The following is a 25,004-nucleotide window of genomic DNA, read 5'->3' as shown; positions in this document are numbered from 1 at the left end:
GCGCAGTATAGGCTTTTGAAGACGCCGGGCAAGCGCCGCAATGGCCTGCCCACCCCATCGCCCCCGTCACGCCATTGTCATGCCGCCGTCGCATAACCGCAACACGTCCCCGGCTAAAGTGGGCGAAGCCTCCGGGGCGCCCCGACGGGTCGTTCCGGGATGGCAATTTTTTTCCGGAGAAGATGAGGGGGACTACCATGACCCGCCGCGCCTTGGGGATTTTTACCGCCGCCGCCGTCGCCCTGGGGGCGGGGGCCGCCTTCGCCGCCGATACGGTCGTGCTGTACGATCACGCCAACGACCCGATCCTGAAGCTGGGCCGGGTGGCTTATCCCGGCGGCAAGACGCTGGATCTCAGCGTCGGCATCGGCAGCGCCGCCTTCCGGCGGGCCGGCGATGCCGCCGATATCGTCTACACGCTGTCCGACCGCGGCCCCAACTTCACCTGCGGCGACGTGCCGGCGATTACCGGGCTTTCCGCCGATCAGGTGTGCAACGGGGTAAAGGGCCGCCTCTATCCGGTTCCCGCCTATACGCCCTCGATCTATGGGTTGAGGCTCAAGACCGACGGCACCTTCCAGGTGTTCGACGTCATCGCGCTGAAAGACAAGGACGGCAACCCCATCGACGGCCTGCTCAACCCGCTGACGGTGGCCAAGACCGAGGCGCCGCTGGACGGCTTCGGCAAGGCGCTTCCCTACAGCGCCAACGCCATCGACGCCGAGGGACTGGTCCGGCTCGCCGACGGCAGCTGGTGGATCGGCGAGGAAAACGGCCCCTCCATCGTTCACGTCGCCGCCGACGGCCGCATCCAGGAACGCATCGTGCCCGCCGGCAGCGAGAAGGATTTCGCCGGGGCCAACTACAAGATCACCGGCGGCCTGCCGGCCATCCTGACCAAACGCCAGACCAACCGCGGCATCGAATCGATGGCGGTGTCTCCCGACGAGGCCTTCCTCTATTTCATGGTCCAGAACCCGCTCGCCAATCCCGACGCCAAGGCCTATGCCCAGGCCCGGAACACCCGGCTCTTCAAGTACGACCGCCGGGCCCGCCGAGTGGTCGGCGAGTACGTCTACGAACTGGACGACCCGCAGAGCTTCCGCCTCGATCCCTCGAAGAAGCAGAGCGATCCCAGGATCAGCGAGGTGATGGCCCTGGGCGCCGACCGCCTGCTGGTGCTGGAGCGCACCGAGAAGACCACCAAGCTCCACGAGGTGACGCTCGCCGGCGCCACCAACATCCTGGCCGGCAAGTGGGACGACGCGGCGACGGCGCCTTCCCTCGAGCAGACGGCGGCGGCCGCCGCCGGCATCGCACCGGTCGCCAAGATCCTGCGCTTCGATTCGGCGGATCACCCCGAAGTGCCGGCCAAGCTGGAAGGCTTGGCCCTGCTGCCCGACGGCGCGCTGTTCATGATCAACGACGACGATTTCGGGATCACCGGCGAGAAGACCCGCGTGGTCATCCTGCGCGGCGACGGCCTCAAGACGGCCGGCCGCTGAACGTTTCCTGTGCCCGCAACTTGCACCTGGGGCGTCCCGAGTGGACGCCCCTTCTTTTTGGGGGACTGCGGAGACCGGCGGATCAGGCCGGGGCCGGGGCCTCGTGGTCGTCCTCGGCGCCGGTGGCGAGGCGGGTCTTGTAGCGGCTCAGCCGTTCGCGCTGGGTCTCCGACCGCAGCTGGCCGCAGGCGGCCATGATGTCGCGGCCGCGCGGCGTGCGGATGGGCGCCGAATAGCCGGCGGCGTTGACGATCTCGGCGAAGCGCGTCATGGCGTCCATCGTCGAGCACTGATAGGGCGCCCCCGGCCACGGGTTGAAGGGGATGAGGTTGAACTTGGCCGGGATGCCCTTGACCAGGCGCACCAGGGCGTGGGCGTCGGCCGGGCTGTCGTTCACCCCCTTCAGCATGACGTACTCGAACGTGATGCGCCTGGCGTTGTCGGCGCCCGGGTAATCGCGGCACGCCGCCATCAGCTCGGCCAGCGGGTATTTCCTGTTGATCGGCATGATCTCGTCGCGCAGCTCGTCGGTCACCGCGTGCAGGCTGATCGCCAGCTTGACCCCCAGATCCTCGCCGCAGCGGCGGATCAGGGGCACCACGCCCGAGGTGGAAAGGGTGATGCGCCGCTTGGAGATGGCGATGCCCTCGCCATCCATGATGATCTTGAGCGCCTTGGCGACCTCGTCGTAGTTCATCAGGGGCTCGCCCATGCCCATCATGACGATATTGGACAGCAGCCGGCCGCCCTTGGGGGCCGGCCACTCGCCATAGGAATCGCGGGCCACCATCAGCTGGCCGACGATCTCGCCGGCCGTCAGGTTGCGCACCAGAAGCTGGGTGCCGGTGTGGCAGAACTTGCAGGTCAGCGTGCAGCCGACCTGCGACGAGATGCACAGCGCGCCGCGGTCCTCCTCGGGGATGAACACGGTTTCCGCCTCGTGACCCCTGGCGAAGCGCAGCAGCCATTTGCGCGAGCCGTCGGCCGAGCGCAGTTCGGTGGTGACGCCCGGCCGCTCGACGCAGAAGCGTTCGGCCAGGCGGGGGCGGAAGTCCTTGGCCAGCGTGGTCATGGCGTCGAAATCGGTGGCGCCGCGGTGATACACCCAGTGCCACAGCTGCCGGGCGCGGAAGGGCTGCTCGCCCATTTCGGCAAGCAGACTGCCAAGCTCGGCGCGGTCGAGGCCGATCAGGTTGATGCGTTCATCGGTCATGATGGGAGGATATAGCGATTCGGCCGGCCGGGCCAAAGGGTCTGACGGGGGGCGGGGCGATTTTTCGCAACGGCGAAAAGATCAGTCCGCCTTCTTCTTGGTCACCTTGCACACGGAGGCGCCAGCGATGCGGGGGTCGGCGGCGCCGGTTTTCGGCAGGCCGGCCACCAGGTCGATGCCGATCACCGCGACACGCCCGAGCGCCACGTTGACCGCCTCGGTCAGCCGGCCGCGCGCGGCATCGACGTTGAGACCGGCCGCGCCGTGGCCGGGAAGGGGGGCGCGATAGAGGGCGGCGATGAAGGCGTCCAGCACGCGCGGCGACAGGTCGCAGACGGCGGCGGCCGACCCGCCGGCAGCCAGGCGCAATACCGGCGTGACGGCCATCGCCCGGATGCGGCCATCGGCATTGCGCACCGGGGCCATGAAGGCGGCCAGCCGAACCTGCGAGCCGGTGGCGGCCGGGTGCGGCGCCGGCACCACCTCGGCCCGGACGCCGGCGGCAAGCCCGCACACGGCAAGGGCGACGGCGAAGAGGGCGAGGCGTGGACGCATGGACGATTTTCCCGGATGGAGCGCGCCGCATGGGCGCTCCTTGCTCTACGTCTCGCAATCGGCATGCCAACCCGCGGCATCGCGACGGGCGCAGGATTCCAGCCCGGCCCTGGCGGCGGGTCATCCGGATACGAGAATGATTTTCATGGTGCGTCGCAGGATGCCGGCTTCGCCGGCGACAGGCTACTTGACCCCGCAGGCCTTGTTGATGGCCTCGAGCGCCGCCGTGAAGCCCTTGAGCGAATAGCTGTCGGTGGTTTGCGTGCCGCGGCTCGACGTGCCCTTGACGACCAGACTGGCACCCGCCTTCATGGCGGCGATCAGGGCCTGGTCGGTCTTGGCCTCGCGCGTCCACGCGAAACCCTGGTCGGTGAACAGCATGATGGGCTGGCCGCCGCCGACGCGGACCTCCACCTCGCTGCCTTCCTTGTAGATATAGCCGGCCCGCACGCTGACCTCGCCCGTCGTCTTCTCGGCCGGCCGGTGGGTCACCATCATGTAGGCGGCGCCGCGCTGTCCGGCCACGCCCTCGGACTTCTTGGGAAGGCTGGCCATGTAGCACAGCGGCTTGCCGTTCTCCTTCTCGCTGAAGGCGCTCCAGTCGTCGAAATTGTCGATGAAGCCGGAGGCGGGAGAAGGCGTCTGGGCGGCGGCGGCGCCGGCTCCGATGAGGAGGGCGGCGACGATGGGGAAAAGACGAGCGGTTTCCATGGCGCCATTGATAACCGCGCCCGGCGTCGTTGCCAAGAGGGTGACGCGGCGATGCCGGCTTTTGCCGGGTTCAATCGATGTCGGTCACCCGGGTCGGCGGCGGCGCCAGGAACAGGTCGACCTTGCGCCGGAAGCGGGGCGGACCGAACACCGGGGCCTCGCGCGGCGTTGGCTTGCCGCCCGGGATGCCCGGCCGCTCGGCGAACTTGCCCAGGTTGAGCAGGCGGTCGTACATGACGATGGCCGCCGCGATGCCGACGTTGACGCAGAAGTGGGTGGGAATCTTGATGACGAACTCGCAGCGCTCGATGGTGGCCGGCGACAGCGAGCCGCGCTCCGGCCCCAGGATGTAGGCGGCCTGGCGCGGATGGCGGAAGGTGGGCAGCTCGACGGCGTCGTCCGTCAGCTCGACGCCGACCAGCGCGCAACCCTTGGGCAGCATGAGCGAACCGAGGTCGGGAAAGTTGTAAAAGGGCAGCGAGGCCGGCGCGTTCGAGGTGTCGGCCAGGCGCCCCTCCTGCTCGGGGTAGACGGCGGCCACCGTGAACACGAAGCTGGCGCCGAAGGCATGGGCCGTGCGGAAGATGCTGCCCATGTTGAGCGCTTTGCTGATGCGCTCGACACCGACCCCGAAATAGCCTCTGACCACTCGCCTTCTCCCGCTTGCCTGGTGTAGGGTTGTTAACCTTGGCCAAAACGGCGGAACAATCAAGGAGGTCGCGCGTGCGGGCGATGGTGTGCAGGAACTGGGGCGGTCCCCGCGAGCTCAAGGTCGAGGAGGCGGCGGCGCCGCCGATGATCGAGGGCGGCCTGCGCATCGCGGTGGCCGCCGCCGGCGTCAACTTCGCCGACACGGTGATGATCGAGGGCCGCTACCAGAACAAGCCGCCGCTGCCCTTCTCGCCGGGCATGGAGGTGGCCGGACGGGTCGTCGAGACGGCGCCCGGGGTCAAGGGCTTCAAGCCCGGCGACCGGGTGTTCGCCAAGCTCGACTACGGCGGCTACGCCGAGGAGGCGGTGGCCGATTCCAGCTTCGCCTGGCCCATCCCCAAGGGCATGGACATGACGACGGCGGCTGGCTTCGCCGTCGTCTACGGCACCTCGCACCTGGCGCTTACCGATCGCGCCGGCCTGAAGCCTGGCGAGACGCTGCTGGTGCACGGCGCCGCCGGCGGCGTCGGCCTGACGGCGGTGGAGATCGGCAAGAAGCTGGGCGCCACCGTCATCGCCACCGCCGGCACGCCCTCCAAACTGGCCATCGCCGCCGAGCACGGCGCCGATCACCTGATCGACCATTCGGCCGAGGACGTGCGCACCCGGGTGCTGGAGTTGACCGGCGGGCGCGGCGCCGAGGTCATCTACGATCCGGTGGGCGGGGCCGCCTTCGCCGCCTCGCTGCGCTGCGTCGCCTGGGGCGGGCGGATCATCGTCATCGGATTCGCCAGCGGCACCATTCCGCAGGTGCCGGCCAACATCCTGCTGGTCAAGCACATCGGCGTCCTTGGTTTTGGGTGGGGCTCCTACCGGCTGCACCGGCCCGACCTGCTGACCGATTCGATGAAAACGCTGCTCGGCTGGTACGCCGAGGGGGCCTTGAAGCCGCGCGTCTCCATGACCTTCGAGCTCGCCGAGGCGAGGAAGGCCTTGGACGCCCTGCTGGGCCGCAAGTCGACCGGCAAGATCGTGCTGACGACGGGACGCTGAGCATGGCGGCACGAGGCGCCAAGGGGGGCGAGGGCAAACTGCGCCGCCAGTACGAGGCCTATCCCTATCCGGCGCGCGATCCCAGGGACGAGGCCAGGCGCCTGATCACCGGCTCGCCCAGCCATCTCGCCGAGCTCGACCACTATGTCTTCGCCGGCCGGCGCGATGCCTCCCGGCCGTTTCGCGTGCTGGTGGCCGGCGGCGGCACCGGGGATGCCACCGTCATGCTGGCCCAGCAGCTTGGCGATGCCGGCGGCCCGGCCGAGATCGTGCATATCGACCTGTCGGAAGCCTCGCTCGCCATCGCCGAGGCCCGGGTCAAGGCGCGCCGTCTTTCCAACGTTGCCTTCCGGCGGCTGTCCCTCCTCGACCTGCCGGGCTCCGGCCTCGGCCCCTTCGATTACATCGACTGCTGCGGCGTGCTGCATCACCTGGACGACCCGGCGGCCGGGCTGGCGGCGCTTGCCGCCGTGCTGGCCCCGCGGGGCGGCCTCGGGCTCATGGTCTATGGCGCGCTGGGGCGCACCGGGGTCTATCCGGCCCAGGCCATGCTGCGCGCGCTTGCCGGCGACGACGAAGGGGAATCGGCGGCGCGGGTGGCCGTGGCCCGCCGCCTGCTTGCCCAACTGCCGCCGACCAACTGGCTCAAGCGCAACCCCTTCATCGCCGACCACCTGCAAGGCGACGACGCCGGCCTCTACGACCTGCTGCTGCACAGCCGGGATCGCGCCTACACCGTGCCCGAGGTGGCGGCGCTGGCGGCGGGGGCCGGCCTTCGCGTCGCCGCCTTCGTCGAGCCCGCGCTTTACGATCCGGCCTCCTATCTGACCGACCCGCAAATCCTGGCCCGCCTCGGCCGGCTGCCGTGGCTGGACCGCTGCGCCTTCGCCGAGAACCTGGCCGGCAACCTGCGCAAGCACGTCTTCTACGCCATCAAGGCCGACCATCCCGGGCCCTGCGTCGCCGACGCCGCCGACGAGGCGGCGGTGCCGGTGTGGCGCGAGGCGGCGGATTCCGCCCTCGCGAAAGCCATCCGCCCGGGCGGCGCGCTGACCGCCAATCGCGACGGCGTCGGCTTGCGATTCCCGCTGCCGCCGCTGGCCGGCGCCATTCTCGCGCGCATCGACGGGCATCGCTCCATCGCCGCCATCCGGGCCGAGGTCATGGCCGCCAATCCCAGCCTTCCGGAAGACGCCTTCGCTCAACAGTTCGCCCAGACGTTCGCCGCGCTGAACGGCATCGGCAAGCTGTTCCTGCGCCACCCGGCCGGCTGAGTGCCGTTGCTGGCTAGGCCGGCTCGCCGCGGATGAAATAGAGGAGGTCGAGGGGCGGCGGGTCGACCGGGACCTGGGAAAGCAGGCCGTGGACCTGCCCGCGGTGATGGGTCGCATGATTGAACAGATGCCCCAATACCATGGGCAGAGGCGTTTGCTGGTGTTCTCCCCTCAAGGTGCGGTATTTCAGGACATCGTTCAGGCGGGCTGGGGCGAGGGATTCGATATACGCGATGATGGCGGCGTCCTCGGCACGACGCGCCTGCCACAGGGCCTCGCGGTCATCGTGCAGGATGGTGTCGAGGCGGGGAATGCCGGCATCGCCCCCGGCAAGCCGCGCCATCCACGTCCTGTCGGCGACCAGGATGTGGTTCAGGGTGCCGTGGATGGAACCGAAGAAGGCGCCGCGTTGTGCCCGATAGTCTGTCTCGGTCAATGCAAGGCAGGCCCTGAACAGGCGGCTATTGGCCCAGCCGTTGTAGCGGGCGAGGGTGGCAAAATACGCGTGCAATCGTCCCCCCCCAGGCTACTCGGCGGTGACGGCGACGCTGCCGGCCGGTACCGCCAGCGGCCGCTCGGCGATGGGGGCGTGCAGCAGGGCGGCGGCCAGCCCGAGCACGATGGAGGCGATCCAGATGGCGTCGTAGGACCCGGTGGCGTCGTACACCACGCCGCCCAGCCAGACGCCCAGGAAGCTGCCCACCTGATGGCCGAAGAAGACGATGCCGAACAGGGTGGAAAGATAGCGCACCCCGAAGATGTGGCCGACCAGCCCGCTGGTCAGCGGCACGGTGCCCAGCCACAGGAAGCCCAAGGCGGAGGCGAAGATGTAGACCGACATCTCACTCTTGGGGGCGGCCAGGAAGACGGCGATGACCATGGCCCGCAGCACGTAAAGGCCGGCCAGCACCCACTTCTTGGGATACATGCCGCCCAGGGCGCCGCAGGCATAGGTGCCGGCGATGTTGAAGATGCCGATCAGGGCCAGCGCGGTGGCCGCCGTGGTGCCCGGCAGGCCCAGGTCCCTGAGGTAGGCCGGCAGGTGGACGGCGACGAACACCACCTGGAAGCCGCAGACGAAGAAGCCGGCCGTCAGGTACAGATAGCCGCGATGGCTGAGGGCTTCCGACAGCGCCACGCGCAGCGTCGCCGCACCGTGGCCGCGCCCCGCCGCCGAGGGCCGCCCGGCCACGGCAAGGGCGAGGGGCACCATCAGGGCGGCCAGCACCGCCATCGACAGGAACGCCCCCTGCCAGCCCTGCTGGGCGATCAGGGCCTGGCCGACCGGGGCCATGGCGAACTGGCCGAACGAGCCGCCGGCGGAAACCAGCCCCAAGGCCATGCTGCGCTTTTCCTCGGGCACCCGCCGGGCCACCGCGCCCAGCACCACCGAGAAGCCGGTGGCGGCCATGGCCAGGCCGATCAGCACGCCGCCGCCCATCTGCAGGCCGGCCGTCCCCTCCATGCCCGACATCACGACAAGCCCGGCGACGTAGGCGGCGGCCCCGGCCGTCACCACGCGCCCCGCCCCGTAGCGGTCGGCGATCATGCCGACGACGGGCTGCACGGCGCCCCACAGCAGGTTCTGCACCGCCATGGCCAGCGAAAAGGTCTCGCGGGCCATGCACAGGTCGGCGGTCACGGGCGGCAGGAACAGCCCGAAGGTCTGGCGGATGCCCATGGCGAGGCTGAGGATGAGCCCGCCGCAGACGATGGCGACGAGAGGTGTGCGGACGGCGGCGGGCATGACGACGGCTCCCGAAAAGCGACACGTTCGCCTCATATGGGAACGGCGAGTTCGCTTGCCGACGACAATATTGTCATGGCGACAAAGCGATGGGGCTGCGCCCCGAAAGCCTTCGATAGGGTTGACGCGGGGGGGGGTGTGAGGTGGCGAGGATGACTCGACCGCGTCACGAAATGCCCTGGCCGCATGGGGGGTGCGCGATGCCTTCGCTGAAGGCGTCGGGCGATTGGGGGGATGACCGCCGGGCCGTCCAGGAATTTGACTCGCACACGGCATCCGGGTAATCCCTTCCGGGGAATGGAGTTAGAATTCCGGCGTCCCAAAAAGAGGCCGTCGGAATTGCCGGGGAGGGAACGACCCGGAAATGATGCCCTACTGGAGTTGTGACATTGTGAGAGCCCTTAAGATCGCCGCGATTTTGTGTGCCTTTGTCCTGACGTCATGCGATGTGAATCCGGATGTCAACCCGGGGGCCGTCCGGCACGCCGTTTCGCGGTTGTTCGGACATTCCCCGCCGCAGGTTCAGGATGGCTTCGAGACGTCCCGGCTCGACACGATCTGGTCGCGCAGCAAATTCCTTCCCGACGCCGTGGAAATGCAGTCATCGGTTGTCAGGGCCGGAATGGGGGCCGTCCGAATCACGCTTCATGGCGGAGACCAGATTCCGACCGAACGGGGATCGGGCCTGGAGCGCGCCGAACTGATGGAATCATGGGGACTGTGGACGCTCGAAGACCTGAGCTATGAATACGTGTTCAGCCTTTTTGTCCCGCCGGATTTCCCGGTTGTCCCGGTTCGCCTCGTTCTGGCCCAGTGGAAGCAGGACTGCCCGATCGAAGACTGCAATCCCAACAATCCCGTCATCGCCATCCGGTATGTCGCGGGGGAGCTGCGGATCACCCACAAAACCGGGCCGCAGCCGACCGTCCTCTACCGAACGCAGGAGGACATCAGGGGGCGGTGGCTGGACTTCCGGTTCCAGATCCGCTTCTCGCAAGGCCGGAACGGGCGAATCAGGGCCTGGCTTGGCGATGAGGCGATCATCGACTACCGGGGCGTCAACGCCTACCCGGCCGAGGGCGGGTATACGGACAGCAACGCCTTCTATTTCAAAATGGGACTTTACCGGGACCTCATGGCCGAGCCGATGACGGTGTACGCCGACGAGTACAGGAAACGACGATTGCCGGACGACGCCATCTGAACCCGGGTGGGGGCCTATTTTCCGCCTTTGGCGAGGACAAGCCCATTGCCGGCCAGCACCAGGACGACGCCGCCCAGCGCCAGCGGCGTCCAGGCGAAGCCCTCGAAGAGGGTGGAGAGGGTGAGCGCCACGATGGGAAAGAGGACCGAGGCATAGGCCGCTCGGTCGGGTCCGATACGGCCGACCAGGGTGAGATAGCTCCAGAAGCCGATCACCGTGGCGCCGATGGCAAGGTGAAGCAGCGACAGCACGTAGGTCGGCGACGGATCGAAGGTGAAGGGGATGCCGCGCGCGATGCTGTAAAGCGCGATGAAGGCGAAGCCGTAGGCCATGCTCCAGGCGTTGTTGGGAATGACCGGCAGGCCGGCCCGCTGGTTGCGGGCGCTGAGCAGCATTCCGGTCGTCGCGAAGGTCGTGCCGGCCAGGGCCAGGGCGAGGCCCAGGCTGCCGCCCGCGGCGAGATCGAAAGCCCGGATTTCCGGCCAGAAGACCAGGCCGATGCCGAGGAGCCCGCAGGCCGCGCCGGCCGCCACCCGCGGGCGGACGGGGAAACCGAAGAAGAGGGCGCCGAGCACGATGGTCATCACCGTGATGGTCGAAAACGCCACCGCCACCAGTCCGCTGGTCAGGTATTGGGTGGCGGAATAGATGAGCAGGAAGTTGGTCGAGAAAAGGCACAGTCCCTGGGCCGCCATGAAGGCGTGCTCGCGCAGCGAGAAGCGCAGCCGCCGGCGGGTGACGAGGCAGAGAGCCAGCAGGATCACGGCCGAGGCGCCGAAGCGATAGACGATCGACACCTCGGGCGCCACCACGCCCAGCTGGAACTTGATGGCCAGCCAGCTGGTACCCCAGAAGAGCACGGTGGTGGCGTAGAGCAGCGCGTTGGTCATGGGTGGGGCTATCGACATGGGTTGGCGGGGCGCGGAGTATGCCGTCCCGTCCCGCCACGGGCAATCGGTATAACCGATTTCCTCTCCGCCCCCGGGGGGGCCGCTTGCGGCATTTTGCGCTTCCTTCTGGCAATCGCCGGACAAGCTCCGTATGGTCCGGTCCGCCATGAGCCGCCGCCGTTTCGCCGTCTTTGCCGCCGACATCCCGCCGCCCGTGCAGGGGGCGCTGTGGATGGCGTTTTCCGCCTGCAGTTTCGCCGGTGTGTCGGTGGTGGTCCATTCCCTGGCCGGGCGGATTCATCCCTTCGAGATCGCCTTCTTCCGCACGGTCTTCTTCCTTCTTGTCATGTCGCCCTTGCTGCTGCGCTCGGGGCGGTCGGCGCTGGCGACGCGGAACTGGCGGATGCACCTGTTCCGCGCCGTGGCCAGCGTGGCGGCGATGATGGCGTGGTTCTCGGCGCTGAGCCTGATGCCGATCGCCGAGGTCACCGCGCTGACCTTTACCGCGCCCCTGTTCTCGACCCTGGGGGCCGGCCTGCTGCTGGGCGAGCGGGTGGGGGTGCGCCGCTGGGGGGCGGTGGCGGTCGGCTTCGCCGGCACCCTGGTGATCCTGAGGCCGGGCGTCGAGGCGCTGGCGGCGGGGGCGTGGGTCGCCCTGCTGGCCGCGCTCTTCATGGCGGTCATCCCGCTGTCGGTGAAGGTGCTGTCGCGCACCGATCCGCCGACTACGGTGGTGCTGCTGGTGGCCCTGCTGTCGACGCCGCTATCGCTGATCCCCGCCCTTTTCGTGTGGACGGCGCCGCCGCCCGACACTTGGCCGTGGCTCATCGCGTCGGGCCTGTTCGCTTCGGGCGTCCAGTGGGGCATGGCCAAGGCCTACGCGCTGGCCGACGTCACCGCCGTGCTGCCGTTCGAGTTCTCGCGGCTGATCTTCGTGGCGGCGGCCGGCTTCGTCATGTTCGGCGAGGTTCTCGACCTGTGGACGGGGATGGGCGCCGCCATCATCTTTTCGGCGACCCTCTACACCGCCCGGCGGGAGGCCCGACTGGCCCGGCGCGTCACCCCGCGGCCGCCCGATCGATGAAGCGGGCCAGCTCGATGTCGCGCGCCGTGACGCCGCCGGCATCGTGGGTGGAAAGCACGACGCCGACCCGGTTATAGACGTTGCTCCATTCGGGATGGTGGTCCATGCGCTCGGCCTTGAGCGCGACCCGCGTCATGAAGGCGAAGGCGGCGTTGAAATCGGCGAAGCGGAAGTCCTTGGCGATGGCGTCGCGGCCGTCGGCCTCGCTCCATCCGTCGAGGGCGGCGAGGGCGGAACGGCGGGCCGGGCCGGTCAGTTTTTCGGTCATCGGGGCCTCCTTCTCGGGTTCCGGGATGGGAACTGCCTGCCGGCGACATAGGAGCGCTTGGCCGCCGGGTCAAGCCGGGGTAAGGTTCGCGCCATGAGACCCCGATTCACCGTTCCGCCTTCGCTGGCCGACATCGAGGACATCGCCCACGAGGCGTATGCCCGCATTCCCTTCGAACTGCGCCGCTATGTCACCGACGTGGTGATCCGCATCGAGGAGTTCGCCGACGAGGAAACCCAGGACGAGATGGACCTGGAAAGCCCGTTCGACCTGCTCGGCCTCTACCGCGGCGTGTCGCTGGACCGCCAGAGCGTCGCCGACGCCCGGCAGGAACCCGACATGATCTTCCTCTACCGCTCGCCCATCCTCGACTATTGGTGCGAGACCGGCGACGACCTGACGCGCATCGTGCGCCACGTGCTGATCCACGAGATCGGCCATCACTTCGGCCTCAGCGACGAAGACATGGAGCGCATTGAGGAGCAGATATGACGGGCCGCCTGAAGCCCCTGCCGCCGGGTGCCCTCTACACGCCCTGCGACCCCGCCGACTTCCCCTTCGCCACCACCGCAGAGATCGACCCCGTCGAGGACGTCATCGGCCAGGACCGAGCGGTGGCGGCGGTCCGTTTCGCCATCGGCATGAAGCATCACGGCTTCAACCTGTTCGCCATGGGCCCGGAAGGCACCGGCAAGTACAGCTTGATCCGCCGTTTCCTCGAACTGCGCGCCGCCGGCGAGCCGGTTCCCGACGACTGGGGCTATGTCAACAACTTCGACGAGCCGCACCGGCCGCGCGCGCTCCGGCTGCCGCCCGGCCGGGCGGCACCGCTGGCCGCCGACATGGACCGCCTGGTCGAGGAACTGCGCGCCGCCATTCCCGCCGCCTTCGAAAGCGACGCCTACCGGGCGCAGCGCGCCGTCATCGATCAGCGCTTCAAGCAGCGCCACGAAGAGGCGTTCGGCGGCCTGCACGAAAGGGCGCAGAGCCAGGGCATCGCCCTTGTCCGCACCCAGGCCGGCCTCGTCCTGGCGCCGGTCGCCGACGGCGAGGTGCTGGAGCCGCAGGATTTCGCCAAGCTGCCGAAGGACGAGCAGGAGCGGCGCACCCAGGCCATGGCCGATCTGCAAAAGGAACTGGAGGCCCACCTGGCCGAGATCCCCAAGTGGGAGAAGGCGCAGCGCCAGGAGATCCGCAAGCTCAACCGCCAGGTGACGCGCCAGGCCGTCGACCACCTGATCGAGGAGGCCAAGCGGCCGTGGACGGGCCTGCCCGCGGTGCTCGACCATCTGGAGGCGGTGCGCCGCGACGTGGTCGAGAACGTCCGCGATTTCCTGTCCTTCGAGCAGGCGCCGGAGGCGGCGGCACAGGGACGGCCGCCGTCGAAGATCGAGGCCGATCCCTACCGGCGCTATCACGTCAACGTGCTGGTCGACAACACCTGCCCGTCGCCGGTCGACGAGGCCGAGGGGCGCTCGGACCACGGACCGGCCTGCGTCGACGGCCGGTTGGCGGGCGCACCGGTGGTCTACGAGGATCATCCGACGCTGCCCAACCTGATCGGCCGCGTCGAGCACCTGTCGGAATTCGGGACCCTGGTCACCGACTTCAACCTGATCAAGGCCGGCGCCCTGCACCGGGCCAACGGCGGCTATCTGATCCTCGACGCCCGCAAGCTGCTGACCCAGCCGTTCGCCTGGGAAACCCTCAAGCGGGCCCTGCGCTCGCGCCGGCTGCGCATCGAATCGCCCGGCGAGGCCGGCGGCCTTCTGGGCACGGTGACGCTGGAACCCGAGCCCATCCCGCTCGACGTCAAGGTGGTGCTGCTGGGCGAGCCCCAGCTCTACTACGTGCTGACCGAAAGCGATCCGGAAGCGGGCGAGCTGTTCAAGGTGGTGGCCGATTTCGACAACCGCATGGACCGCAGCACCGGCAGCGCGCTGCAATACGCCAAGCTGATCGCCACCCTGGCCCGGCGCGAGAACCTGAAGTCGCTGGACCGCGGCGCCATGGCCCGCGTCGTCGAGCACGGCGCCCGGCTGGCCGGCGATGCCGAGAAGCTCAGCACCCACATGGGCAGCATCGTCGATCTGGTGCGCGAGGCGGACTTCTGGGCCGGCGAGGAAGGGGCGGCGGTGGTCGGCGCCCCGCATGTGCAAAAGGCCATCGACGCCCGCATCCATCGCGCCGACCGGGTCCGCGAGCGCATCCAGGAAGAAATCCGGCGCGGCACCCTTTTGGTCGAGACCGGCGGCGAGCGGGTGGGGCAGATCAACGGCCTGGCCGTGCTGCAGATGCACGATTTCGCTTTCGGCCGGCCGTCGCGCATCAGCTGCCGGGTGCGCCTGGGCAAGGGCCAGGTGGTCGACATCGAACGCGAGGTGGCCCTGGGCGGGCCGCTCCACTCCAAGGGGGTGCTGATCCTGGCCTCCTATCTCGGCACCCGTTTCGCCCGCGAGATGCCGCTGTCGCTGTCGGCCAGCCTGGTGTTCGAGCAATCCTATTCCGGGGTCGACGGCGACAGCGCCTCCTCGGCCGAGCTGTACGCGCTGCTCTCGGCGCTGAGCGAGATTCCCATCCGCCAGGGCTGGGCGGTGACCGGCTCGGTCGACCAGCACGGGCGGGTCCAGGCGATCGGCGGCGTCAACGAGAAGATCGAGGGGTTCTTCGACGTCTGCCGGGCGCGCGGCCTGACCGGCCGCCAGGGCGTCCTCATCCCCGCCGCCAACGTCAGGCACCTGATGCTGCGCCGGGACGTCGTCGAGGCCGTCGCCGCGAAGTCCTTCCGCATCTATGCGGTGGAGACCGTCGATCAGGGCATCGAGATCCTGACCGGCGTCCCCGCCGGGGAAGCCGACGCCAAGGGGGGCTTTCCAATCGGCAGCGTCAACCGCGCCGTGGTGCGAGGGCTGGAACGGTTGGCCAGGCTGGAGCGCAAGAGCGAGGAAAAACGCCTGCCCGGGCGGCGCTCCGGGCGGCGCGACCCGCGCGAGGATTGACGGCCGCCGCCGGGGCGCCGGACCCGTCCGGATCGGTCAGAAGGAGGGGGAGAGGCTCGGTGCCGCCGAGAAGCGAGCCTCGAAATTCAAACGGTCGCGTTCGCGCTCGAACAGTACCATGAACTTGCGGGTGATCCCGTCATGCTCGACGCTGGCCGGATGCAGGTCCCACTGGCCCTCGCAATGGCTCTGGAGCCAGGAGGCCACCTCGCCGGTCGGCACCCGGGTCGTGAAGATCATTCCGCAAAACAGGTTACCCATCGCACGTCACGTCCCGCCATCGCCGCTCCGGGAGCGGCAGAATCCATCGGAAGCCTGGAGACTAAAGGACGCCCGGGCCAGCGACAAACTGGGGAAACCCCGGACGGGCGTCCGGGAAATCCCTAATTCCACCCCGCAGACCGCCGATTCCACGGATCGCGCCGTCCGGAACGCTTCCGCTGTGCTTCAACGGCCGTGCCACGGAATGAGATTCCGCCCGCCGGTCGGGGCGGGGGGCGCATTCGGCGATTGATCGGGGCGGGGTCCGATGGGACAATCCGCCGGCACTCGCGATGGAGGGATACGGACGCGGCCGCTCTTCGGCAGGGAGGTCTCGCTGTTTTTCGCTTGTGGCGATCGTCCGATCGCGGAGGGGGATGGACTGATGGATTCGATCGACGCGGCCCCGCCTGCCGCCGGAAGTCCCGTTGGCCTGGGACAGGGCATCGGACCCGACTCGGCGGTCGTCTGCCGCGAGGCGGCCTGCCAGGCCCTTGTCGGTCTGGCGCCAGGGGACCCGCCGGCATGGGCGGTGGCCTTCAGCGGCGGGCGCCACGACGGCCCCAGGGCGTTCGCCGCCATGCGCGACGTCTTGGGCGACATTCCGCTGGTCGGCGGCGCCGCCGTCGGCACCATCACCCGCCACGCGGTCGGCTACAGCGGCTTCGAATGTGCCGTCGCCGTTTTTCCGGCCTCGCTCGGGGCACCGGCCATCCTGGCCGAGGCGGGGCTCGATGACGGCGAAGCGGCGGCCGGCGAACGGCTGGGCCGGCGCATCCGCGAGGCCGCCCGGCCGGGGGCGGCGGTCATCCTGTTCTACGACAGCGTCCGCTCGGGGCCGCCGCCGGTCCTGCATGCCGGCAGCCGCCTGGTCGAGGGCATTTATGCGGGCCTCGACGGCATGGCCATCCATCTTGTCGGGGGCGGCACCATCGCCGATGTCCAACTCACCGCCAGCTACGTGTTCGACGGCCAGGGCTCGACCCGCCACGCGGCGGTGGCGGTCATCCTGCCGCCGGCGCTCACCGCCGACACGGTGATCCTGCACGGCTGCGTTCCGGCCAGCTCGTTCATGGAGATCACCCGGGCCGAGGGCGCCGTCGTCTACGAGCTGGACGGCCGGCCCGCCATCGAGGCCCTGGAGACGATGCTGGGCATGCCGATCGACGACAAGCGGGCCCGGGATCTGTCGCTCAGGGTGACCCTGGGCGAGAAGCATGGCGATCCCTTCGCGCCCTATGACGAGTCGGCCTACGTCAACCGGCTGATCGTCGCCGCCGACGCCAAGAGCGGGGCGCTGACGCTGTTCGAGGCCGACTTCCGGACCGGCGCCCGCGTCCAGTTCATGGCCCGCGACAACGACATGATGCTGGCTTCGGTCAAGCGGGGAACGAAGGCGCTGATGGAGCGCCTCGCCGGCAAGTCCTGCGTGCTCGGCCTGTACTTCGATTGCGCCGGCCGCTCGGGGCTGGTGAGCGGGTCCTCCAGCGAGGAGGCGCAGGACATGGTCCGGCTTTGCCGGTCCGACATGCCGGTGCTGGGATTTTTTTCGGGCGTCGAGATCGCCCCGCTCATGGGGCGAAGCCGGCCGCTCGACTGGACGGGCGTTTTGACGGTTGTCCATTGGACGCAGGGATGACGGCGGACACCTCCGATCAGGACCTCCGGCGCGAACGCGACTTCTATCGCCGCCAGTGCGACGAGATGGGAAGCCAGCTTCTGCGCCTGCAGCGGGCCCACGAGCGCGCCCATCTGGAGGCGCGCCGCAGCCGGGCCGTCGCCGCCCTGATCCGCGAGGCGGTGACCATCGCCGAAACGGCTACCGACGCCACGGAAATCGGCGACGCCTTCCTCGAGGCGGTTCTGCGGTCCACCTGGTACGATCAGACGGCGATTCTGAAGCACGACCCGGCGACCGGCGGCTTTATGGTGCTGCACGCGCTGGGTTTCGAGGCTCCGCCGGACCTGTCGCCCATCGCCGAGCCGCCGGCGGCGCTGTTCGTCAATTCGTGGACGCCGCTGGACGCGGTGGCGCAAGCCCTGCAACAGGGCCTGGGGGTGCCCTGCTTCCTGTGGGCGCTGGATGCGGCGACGCATCACGTCCTGGTCGCCGGCAACAAATCGGAGGTCGGCGTCTCGGGCGTCTTCGAGGAGGGCGACCTGGAGATCGTGCGGGCGGCGCTGAACGTCTATTGCGACGCCGTGCGCCGCAAGCAGGTGGAGCGGGCGCTCCAGGAGGCCAACGACCTTTTGGAACAGCGGGTTGCGGAGCGCACGCGGGCGCTGACGACCGAGATCGATGAGCGCCGCCAGGCGGAAGCGGCGCTGGCGGCCAGCGAGACCAGACTGCGCGGCGCTGTCGAGAGCCTGCGCGAAGGGTTCGCGCTGTTCGACGCCCAGGATCGCCTGGTGCTGGCCAACGCCGCCTATGCGCGGATCGTCCCGACGGCCGCCGACGGCGTGCGCGACGGCATCTCGTTCGAGGCCCTGCTGCGGGCCCTGGTGCCCCTGGGACTGGTGGGGGAAGCGGCCGGGCGCGAGGAGGAGTTCATCCGCGAGCGCCTCGAGCACCATCGCCATCCGCGGGAATCGTTCATCCAACAGATGGCCGACGGCCGGCGATACATGATCCGCGAGTCGCCGACGCCGGAAGGCGGCGTGGCGGTGTCCTATACCGACCTCACCGACCTTGTGCGCGCCCAGGAGAAGACGCGCCGCCTGCAAACCGAGCTCTCCCACATCTCGCGGCTCAACGCCATGGGCGAAATGGCGGCCGGCTTCGCCCACGAGATCAACCAGCCGCTGGCGGCGATCAATTCCTATATCCGCGGCTGCATCCGCCGCCTGCAGAAGGGCGCCATGGCGCCGGCCGAGCTGTTGCCGATCCTGCTCAAGGCGTCGGAGCAGGCCGAACGGGCCGGCGAGATCAACCGGCGGATCCGGCGGTTCCTGTCGAAGGAGGAACTGGAGCGGACGCCGATCGATATCAACGGGACGATCGATTCGGCGCTGCGTCTGGTCGACACCCTGGCCGGCGAGTGCGACGTGTCGGTCGTTCTCGATCTCGAGGATGGCCTTCCCCGGGTGATGGCGGACGCCCTGCACATCCAGCAGGTGGTCATCAACCTGGCCCGCAACAGCATCGAGGCGATGGGCGAGAACGACGGGGCCGAACGCCGGGTGACCATCCGCACCGCGATCGACGGCGGCGACGCCGTCAAGGTCGAGGTCGAGGATACCGGCTGCGGGATTCCCGCCGACGTCGGACCCCGCCTGTTCGAGCCATTTTTCACCACCAAGCCGGGCAACATGGGCATCGGGCTTCTGGTCTGCCAGCGGATCATCGAGGCGCACGATGGCAAGCTGTCGATCGGCTCGCGCGGCGACCGCGGCGCCGTCGCCGCCTTCACGCTTCCCTGCGCGCCGTCCGGCGGCCGCGAAAAAAGACTTAGAGCCGCCGCCCATGGGGAATAGAATTCCCTCGGCATTTCGCAAAAGGACCCTATTTTTCTCCGACATGGTCGTACGGCTTTTCCGGCGTCGTCTCGACACCGGGCTTCCGGCGCGACCCATCCTGCGGGCTTGAAAAGCGACCAACGATGAACAACGATCCCCTGACCCTCTACCCCTGCGACGACGCGCGCGCCGGCATGCTCGGCGACGCCCAGGCCCTCGAGCGGCGCCTGCTCGACTACATGGTTCATGTGGTCGGCAAGGATCCCCAGTTCGCGACCGAGCGGGACTGGTACTATGCCCTTTCCTATCTGCTCCGCGGTGTCCTCGGCGAACGCCTGATGGCCACCTCGCAGGCCCAGCACCGCGCCGACGCCCGGCGCGTCTACTACCTGTCGATGGAATACCTGATCGGCCGGCGGCTGGAGCAATGCCTGCTCGACCTTGGCGTCGACGGGGTCATCGACGAGGCGCTGAAGCGGCTGGGTGTCGACATCGCCCAGGTGACCGACTGCGAGGTCGACGCCGCGCTGGGCAACGGCGGCCTGGGGCGGCTGGCCGCCTGTTTCCTCGATTCGCTGGCCACCCACGGCTATCCGGGCTACGGCTACGGCATCCGCTACGAGTTCGGGATGTTCAACCAGCGGATCGAGAAGGGCCAGCAGGTCGAGCAACCGGAAAACTGGCTGCGCTACGGCAACCCGTGGGAGTTCGAGCGCCCGAACGTCATCTATCCGGTGCGTTTCAACGGCCGCATCCTCACCTTTAAGGGCGCAGACGGCCGCGAACAGTGCCATTGGGTGGACACCGAAAACGTCATCGCCATGGCCTTCGACGTGCCGATGTCGGGGTTCCGCTCGCGCACCGTGACCAACCTGCGCCTGTGGTCGGCCCGCTCTACCCGCGAGTTCGATCTCGGCACCTTCAATGAAGGCAACTACGTCGAGGCGGTGCGCGAGAAGACCCTGTCGGAAAATCTTTCCAAGGTGCTCTATCCCAACGACGCCACCGCGGTCGGCCAGGAATTGCGCCTCAAGCAGGAGTACTTTTTCGTCAGCGCCTCCATCCAGGACATCCTCCGGCGCTTCCAGAAACTGCACGGCAGCCTCGACGACCTGCCCAAGAAGGTCGCCATCCAGCTGAACGACACCCACCCGGCCCTGGCCATCCCCGAACTGGTCCGCCTGCTGATGGACAACCACGGCTATGACTGGGAAAATGCCTGGGCGCTGACCCAGCGGGTGTTCTCCTACACCAACCACACCCTGCTGCCCGAGGCGCTGGAAACCTGGCAGGTCCCCCTGCTGGAAGCGGTGCTGCCGCACCATCTGGACATCATCTACCGGATCAACGACGGCTTCCTGAAGCGCGTCCGCGCGGTCTTCCCTGGCGATTTTTCCGTGCCCAAGCGGGTGTCCCTGGTCGACGACGACGCGCACCGCATCCGCATGGCCCATCTCGCCATCGTCGGCAGCCACAAGGTGAACGGCGTGGCGGCGCTGCACACGCAGATCCTGCGCACCCGCACGTTTGCCGATTTCGACCGCATGGACCCCGACAAGTTCGTCAACGTCACCAACGGCATCACCCAGCGGCGCTGGCTGCTGCAGGCCAATCCCAGCCTGGCCAAGCTGATCGACGAAAAGGTGGGGACCGGCTGGACGACCGATCTCGCGGTGCTGCAGGGCCTGGCGCCGTCGGTCGACGACGCCGAATTCCGCGCCCGCTTCATCGACATCAAGCGCCAGAACAAGGTCCAGCTGGCCGCCCTTATCCAGCGCGAGGTGGAAATCCGCGTCGACCCCGCCTCGATGTTCGACGTGCAGGTCAAGCGGCTGCACGAATACAAGCGCCAGCTCCTGAACATCCTGCAGGTGGTCGCCCGCTACAACCGCATCCGCGACGGCAACGGCGCCGGCCTGGTGCCGCGCACCGTGATCTTCGGCGGCAAGGCGGCGCCCAGCTACGTCATGGCGAAGTCGATCATCCACCTGATCAACGACGTGGCCGCCGTGGTCAACGAGGACCCGGCGGCGCAGGGCCTGCTGAAGGTGGTGTTCATCCCCAACTACAACGTGTCGGCGGCCGGCGTCATCATTCCCGGCAGCGATCTCTCCGAACAGATCTCGACGGCCGGCACCGAGGCCTCGGGCACCGGCAACATGAAGTTCGCGCTCAACGGGGCGCTGACCATCGGCACGCTCGACGGTGCCAACATCGAAATCAAGGACGAGGTGGGCGAGGACAACATCTTCATCTTCGGGCTTAATGCCGAGGAGGCCGAACACCTGCATTTGCGTGGCTATGACCCGTGGCGCTACTATAACGGGAACGCCGAACTGAAGCGGGTGCTGGACATGGTCGCCGAAGGCTTCTTCTCGCCCGACGAACCCGACCGCTACCGCGCGGTCGTCGACAAGCTGCTCCGGGGCGGTGATCCCTATCTGCTGCTCGCCGACTTCGCGTCATATCTAGAATCCCAGGAACGAGTCGACGCCACGTTTGTTGATGTCGAGGACTGGACGCGAAAGGCCATCATCAACGTCGCCCACATGGGCAAGTTTTCGAGCGACCGCTCCATCCATTCCTACGCGACGGACATCTGGGGGGTGGCTCCCGTCGTCGTCTAGGACGATTGGAGGCGCTGCGTTTCAAACGGGGCTGGGGAAAGGCCCCTTTTTCGGGGGACGGGGAGGCAAAAGAAAGATGCCCGGCGGAAAGGCGGGCAATCCCGGATGAAAATCCGCATCGAGGACGTATATGGAAAACATGCGCAAGGGAAAGGCATGAAAAACGGTCCCCGAATCTATAACCTCTTTCCACCCCTGGTCGGGCCGATCGAAGCGTGGTCGCGCCACCTTTCCCGCATCGCCGCCATGGGCTTCGACTGGGTCTTCGTCAATCCTTTCCATCTGCCCGGGATGTCGGGCAGCCTCTATGCGGTCCGCGACTACTACCGCCTGAACCCGCTGTTCGGCGACGGCCCGCCCGCCGACACCGACCGCCGCCTGGCGGCCTTCACGGCCGAGGCCGGGCGCCACGGCCTTTCCGTCATGATGGACCTGGTGATCAACCACACCGCCATCGACCACCCGTGGGTGACCGAGCGCGCCTCGTGGTACGTCAGGGGCGAGGACGGCAAGGTGCAATCGCCCTTCGCCGTCGACCCCGACGACCCGGGCAAGGTGACGGTGTGGGGGGATCTGGCCGAGATCGACTACGCCGAACGGCCCGAGCGCGACGCCATCGTCGAGGAATGGCGGCGCTTGGTGCGCCACTACGCCGCCCTCGGCTTCGGCGGCTTCCGCTGCGACGCCGCCTACAAGGTGCCGGCGGCGGTATGGGCGGCGGTGGCCGAGGCCGCCCGCGAGGTTCGTTCCGGCGCCGTGCTGGCCGCCGAAACCCTGGGCTGCCGAGTGGACGAGGTGGAGGCGCTCGCCGGCGGCGGCTTCGATTACCTGTTCAACAGTTCGCGCTGGTGGGACTTCCGCCGTTCCTGGCTTCTCGATCAGTACGAGCAGTTCCGCCACATCGCCCCCTCCATCGCCTTCCCCGACAGCCACGACACCCCACGCCTGGCCGCCGAACTGCAGAGCCGGGGCGTCGCCGATACCGCCACGCTAGAGGCGATCTGCGGCCAGCGCTACCTGTTCGCGGCCACCTTCTCGACCGGCGTCATGATGCCGATCGGCTTCGAGTACGGCTTCACGCGGTCGCTTCATGTCGTCACCACCCGTCCGGCCGACTGGGAGGAGCCGCTGTTCGACCTGTCGCCGTTCATCGCCGAGGTCAACGCCATGAAGACGGCGCGGCCGGCGCTGAACGAGGAGGGGCCGCAGTATCGGCTGTATGCCGCGGCCGCCGACGCCGCCGTGCTGGTGCGCCAGACCGCCGACGGCGGAGAACGGGTGGTGACCGCCATCAATCCCCGGCCCGACGGCGCGGCCGCCGTCGATCTCAGCGCCATCCCCGGCATCGTCGAAGCCGGTGGCGCCGTGCGCGAGATCACGCCGGGGGCGCCGCCCGCCGCCGCGCCCAATCCGTTCGGCCTGCTGGAGGTGCCGCCCCATGGGGCGCGCCTGTTCGTGGTTCCGGCCCCCGGTCCCCGCCGCGACCGGCCGGCCGGCGCCGCCACCCGCATCGATCGCGCCCAACTGTCGGCGAGGCCCATCATCATCCAGAACGTGTCGCTCGAAATCGACGGCGGCAAATACCCGATCAAGCGCGAGGTGGGCGACGAGCTGGAGGTGCGCGCCGAGGTCTTCACCGACGGCCACGTCAAGGTGGCGGCCGTCCTCAAGGTGCGCGAGGCCGGCGCCAGGGAGTGGTCGGAAACGCCGATGCAGGTCGTCAACGCCGGCCTCGACCTGTGGGTCGGCCGGGCGCGCCTGACGCGCAACGGCCGGGCCGCCTATACCCTCGAGGCGTGGGTCGACGCCTTCGCGACGTGGCGCGACGAACTGGCCAAGAAACGGGGCGCCGGCCAGGACGTGACCCTGGAACTGATCGAGGGCCGCGTCATCGTCGAGCGGGCCCGGGAGCGCGCCCGGGGCGCCGGCCGGACCGCCCTGGAAGGCCGGCTGGCCGCCTTCGATGCCGCCGCCGATGCCGGCCGGCGTGCCGAGGTGATGATGGGAGACGACCTGCTGGCCCTGATGGCCGCCTGGCCGGAGCGCGAGGGGGTTGTCGCCTACAAGACGCTGGAGGTCGTGGTCGATCGCGTGCAGGCGCGCTTCGCCGCCTGGTACGAGATGTTTCCCCGCTCGCAGGGGACGGTGCCGGGGCGCGGCGCCACCTTTGCGGACTGCGAGCGGCGTCTGCCGGAAATCCGCGACATGGGCTTCGACGTCGTCTACCTCGTGCCCATCCATCCGATCGGCCGGATTCATCGCAAGGGGCCGAACAACACGCTCGCCGCCGGCCCCCACGACCCGGGCAGCCCCTATGCCATCGGCGCGGCGGAGGGCGGCCACGACGCCATCCATCCCGAGCTTGGCACGCTCGCCGATTTCCGTCGCTTCATCGGCCGCTGCCGCGCCGTGGGCATGGAGGTGGCGCTCGATTTCGCCATCCAGTGCGCGCCCGACCATCCGTGGGTCAAGGAGCACCCGGAATGGTTCAGCTTCCGTCCCGACGGCACCATCAAGTACGCCGAGAATCCGCCGAAAAAGTACCAGGACATCGTCAACGTCGACTTCCACTGCGCCGAGCGGGACGCCCTGTGGACCGCGCTTCGCGACGTCGTCGAATTCTGGGCCGGGCAGGGCGTGCGCATCTTCCGCGTCGACAATCCCCACACCAAGCCGGTGCCGTTCTGGGAATGGATGATCAAGGACATCCAGGGCCGCCACCCGGACGTTCTGTTCCTGGCCGAGGCGTTCACCCGCCCGCCGATGCTGAAGATGCTGGCCAAGGCCGGCTTCTCGCAGTCCTACACCTATTTCACCTGGCGCCACACCAAGCACGAACTGACCGAATACCTGAGCGAGCTGACGCAAAGCGAGGTCAAGGAATACCTGCGGCCGAACTTCTTCCCGAACACGCCGGACATCCTGCCCGTCTTCCTGCAAACGGGCGGGCGGCCGGCCTTCATGATCCGCTTCGTGCTGGCCGCGACCCTGTCCAGCGTCTATGGCATCTACAACGGCTTCGAGCTGTGCGAAAACGCCGGCATTCCCGGCCGCGAGGAGTACGACAACTCGGAGAAGTACGACTACAAGGTGTGGGACTGGAACCGCCCCGGCAACATCAAGGATTACATCGCGCGCATCAACCGGCTCAGGCGCGACAATCCCGCGCTTCACGAGATGGAGAACCTGCGATTTTACGCCGCCAGCCACGACGACGTTCTGTTCTACGGCAAGATGACGGCGGACCGGCGGAACATGATCTTCGTCGCCGTCAATCTCAATCCCTTCGACGTCCGCGAGGCCCATGTCGAGTTTCCGCTGGCCGACATGGGGGTGGGCACCGACGGCGGCTTCGAGGTCGAGGACATGCTGTCGGGCGAACGCCATCGCTGGCAGGGCGCGTGGCAGCCCCTGCGTCTCGACCCCCACTGGAACCCCGCCGCCATCTTCCGGGTCCACCCCGGTGCGCGCGTCGACGATCGTGCGCCCCGCCCGTGACATCGATC

At 68.5% G+C, this 25,004-nt stretch carries 20 protein-coding genes; 11 read left to right on the top strand and 9 right to left on the bottom strand.

The genetic code is table 11. From position 1 onward, the window contains the following. Positions 1–197: 197 nt before the first annotated feature. Positions 198–1,505 (top strand): esterase-like activity of phytase family protein, encoded by a 1,308-nt coding sequence (locus ODR01_RS01625; protein WP_316975844.1) that lies wholly within the window; start codon positions 198–200, stop codon positions 1,503–1,505. An 82-nt stretch (positions 1,506–1,587) separates the two neighbouring features. Here the strand turns inward: ODR01_RS01625 and rlmN are convergent, their stop codons facing one another. The 4 genes from rlmN to ODR01_RS01605 form a co-directional block, all read right to left on the bottom strand. Beyond that, the gene (gene rlmN, locus ODR01_RS01620) at positions 1,588–2,718 is read right to left on the bottom strand and encodes a 23S rRNA (adenine(2503)-C(2))-methyltransferase RlmN (protein WP_316975843.1); all 1,131 of its coding nucleotides are present in this window, start codon (positions 2,716–2,718) and stop codon (positions 1,588–1,590) included. Between the two features lie 81 nt (positions 2,719–2,799). Then, on the bottom strand, positions 2,800–3,273 hold the full coding sequence (locus ODR01_RS01615; protein ID WP_316975842.1) for a hypothetical protein: 474 nt from the start codon (positions 3,271–3,273) through the stop codon (positions 2,800–2,802). A gap of 183 nt (positions 3,274–3,456) precedes the next feature. After that, positions 3,457–3,984, bottom strand: coding sequence for an invasion associated locus B family protein (locus tag ODR01_RS01610; RefSeq protein ID WP_316975841.1), 528 nt, complete (start codon positions 3,982–3,984; stop codon positions 3,457–3,459). 70 nt (positions 3,985–4,054) lie between these two features. After that, positions 4,055–4,633 carry an RNA methyltransferase gene (locus tag ODR01_RS01605; protein WP_316975840.1) on the bottom strand — a complete coding sequence of 193 codons (579 nt, stop codon included), beginning with the start codon at positions 4,631–4,633 and terminating at the stop codon, positions 4,055–4,057. Positions 4,634–4,716: 83 nt separating this feature from the next. On the opposite strand from ODR01_RS01605, the gene ODR01_RS01600 reads away from it, so the two are divergent. Together ODR01_RS01600 and ODR01_RS01595 are read left to right on the top strand one after the other, a co-directional pair. Continuing rightward, the gene (locus tag ODR01_RS01600) at positions 4,717–5,688 is read left to right on the top strand and encodes an NADPH:quinone oxidoreductase family protein (protein WP_316976201.1); all 972 of its coding nucleotides are present in this window, start codon (positions 4,717–4,719) and stop codon (positions 5,686–5,688) included. Positions 5,689–5,690: 2 nt separating this feature from the next. Further along, the gene (locus tag ODR01_RS01595; RefSeq protein ID WP_316975839.1) at positions 5,691–6,962 is read left to right on the top strand and encodes a class I SAM-dependent methyltransferase; all 1,272 of its coding nucleotides are present in this window, start codon (positions 5,691–5,693) and stop codon (positions 6,960–6,962) included. A gap of 13 nt (positions 6,963–6,975) precedes the next feature. On the opposite strand, the gene ODR01_RS01590 is transcribed toward ODR01_RS01595, so the two are convergent. Together ODR01_RS01590 and ODR01_RS01585 are read right to left on the bottom strand one after the other, a co-directional pair. After that, positions 6,976–7,473, bottom strand: a complete 498-nt coding sequence (locus tag ODR01_RS01590; RefSeq protein WP_316975838.1) for a DinB family protein — start codon at positions 7,471–7,473, stop codon at positions 6,976–6,978. Positions 7,474–7,488: 15 nt separating this feature from the next. Further along, entirely contained in the window at positions 7,489–8,709 is a 1,221-nt protein-coding gene (locus ODR01_RS01585; protein WP_316975837.1) for an MFS transporter, read from the bottom strand. 364 nt (positions 8,710–9,073) lie between these two features. Here ODR01_RS01585 and ODR01_RS01580 point away from each other — a divergent pair, with 364 nt between their 5' ends. Then, positions 9,074–9,913 (top strand): heparin lyase I family protein, encoded by an 840-nt coding sequence (locus ODR01_RS01580; RefSeq protein ID WP_316975836.1) that lies wholly within the window; start codon positions 9,074–9,076, stop codon positions 9,911–9,913. A 14-nt stretch (positions 9,914–9,927) separates the two neighbouring features. Here the strand turns inward: ODR01_RS01580 and ODR01_RS01575 are convergent, their stop codons facing one another. Next, entirely contained in the window at positions 9,928–10,803 is an 876-nt protein-coding gene (locus tag ODR01_RS01575; protein ID WP_316975835.1) for a DMT family transporter, read from the bottom strand. Positions 10,804–10,954: 151 nt separating this feature from the next. Between ODR01_RS01575 and ODR01_RS01570 the strand changes: the two genes are divergently transcribed. Then, entirely contained in the window at positions 10,955–11,887 is a 933-nt protein-coding gene (locus ODR01_RS01570) for a DMT family transporter (RefSeq protein WP_316975834.1), read from the top strand. On the opposite strand, the gene ODR01_RS01565 is transcribed toward ODR01_RS01570, so the two are convergent. Beyond that, complete coding sequence (locus ODR01_RS01565) at positions 11,862–12,155, bottom strand: 4a-hydroxytetrahydrobiopterin dehydratase (protein WP_316975833.1); 294 nt, start codon at positions 12,153–12,155, stop codon at positions 11,862–11,864. The two genes, ODR01_RS01570 and ODR01_RS01565, sit on opposite strands and share 26 nt — an antisense overlap. A gap of 93 nt (positions 12,156–12,248) precedes the next feature. On the opposite strand from ODR01_RS01565, the gene ODR01_RS01560 reads away from it, so the two are divergent. Both ODR01_RS01560 and ODR01_RS01555 read left to right on the top strand, forming a co-directional pair. Further along, the gene (locus ODR01_RS01560) at positions 12,249–12,647 is read left to right on the top strand and encodes a metallopeptidase family protein (RefSeq protein ID WP_316975832.1); all 399 of its coding nucleotides are present in this window, start codon (positions 12,249–12,251) and stop codon (positions 12,645–12,647) included. Then, entirely contained in the window at positions 12,644–15,154 is a 2,511-nt protein-coding gene (locus ODR01_RS01555) for a Lon protease family protein (RefSeq protein ID WP_316975831.1), read from the top strand. The genes ODR01_RS01560 and ODR01_RS01555 overlap by 4 nt, the downstream gene beginning before the upstream one ends. Before the next feature lie 36 nt (positions 15,155–15,190). Here the strand turns inward: ODR01_RS01555 and ODR01_RS01550 are convergent, their stop codons facing one another. After that, entirely contained in the window at positions 15,191–15,415 is a 225-nt protein-coding gene (locus ODR01_RS01550; protein ID WP_316975830.1) for a hypothetical protein, read from the bottom strand. A 385-nt stretch (positions 15,416–15,800) separates the two neighbouring features. Here ODR01_RS01550 and ODR01_RS01545 point away from each other — a divergent pair, with 385 nt between their 5' ends. The 4 genes from ODR01_RS01545 to ODR01_RS01530 all read left to right on the top strand — a co-directional run bounded on the left by ODR01_RS01545 (position 15,801) and on the right by ODR01_RS01530 (position 24,996). Beyond that, positions 15,801–17,054 carry an FIST signal transduction protein gene (locus ODR01_RS01545; protein ID WP_316975829.1) on the top strand — a complete coding sequence of 418 codons (1,254 nt, stop codon included), beginning with the start codon at positions 15,801–15,803 and terminating at the stop codon, positions 17,052–17,054. Beyond that, on the top strand, positions 17,051–18,889 hold the full coding sequence (locus tag ODR01_RS01540; protein WP_316975828.1) for a sensor histidine kinase: 1,839 nt from the start codon (positions 17,051–17,053) through the stop codon (positions 18,887–18,889). The genes ODR01_RS01545 and ODR01_RS01540 overlap by 4 nt, the downstream gene beginning before the upstream one ends. Positions 18,890–19,014: 125 nt before the next feature. Continuing rightward, positions 19,015–21,498, top strand: coding sequence for a glycogen/starch/alpha-glucan phosphorylase (locus tag ODR01_RS01535; RefSeq protein WP_316975827.1), 2,484 nt, complete (start codon positions 19,015–19,017; stop codon positions 21,496–21,498). A gap of 156 nt (positions 21,499–21,654) precedes the next feature. Continuing rightward, a complete protein-coding gene (locus ODR01_RS01530; protein WP_316975826.1) occupies positions 21,655–24,996 on the top strand; it encodes a maltotransferase domain-containing protein in 3,342 nt (1,113 codons plus the stop codon). Positions 24,997–25,004 lie beyond the last annotated feature (8 nt).

The organism is Shumkonia mesophila (assembly GCF_026163695.1).
Lineage (GTDB): Bacteria > Pseudomonadota > Alphaproteobacteria > Rhodospirillales > Shumkoniaceae > Shumkonia > Shumkonia mesophila.
Note: the sequence above shows the minus strand (reverse complement) of the source record. Positions and strands in the feature narration are given on the sequence as shown.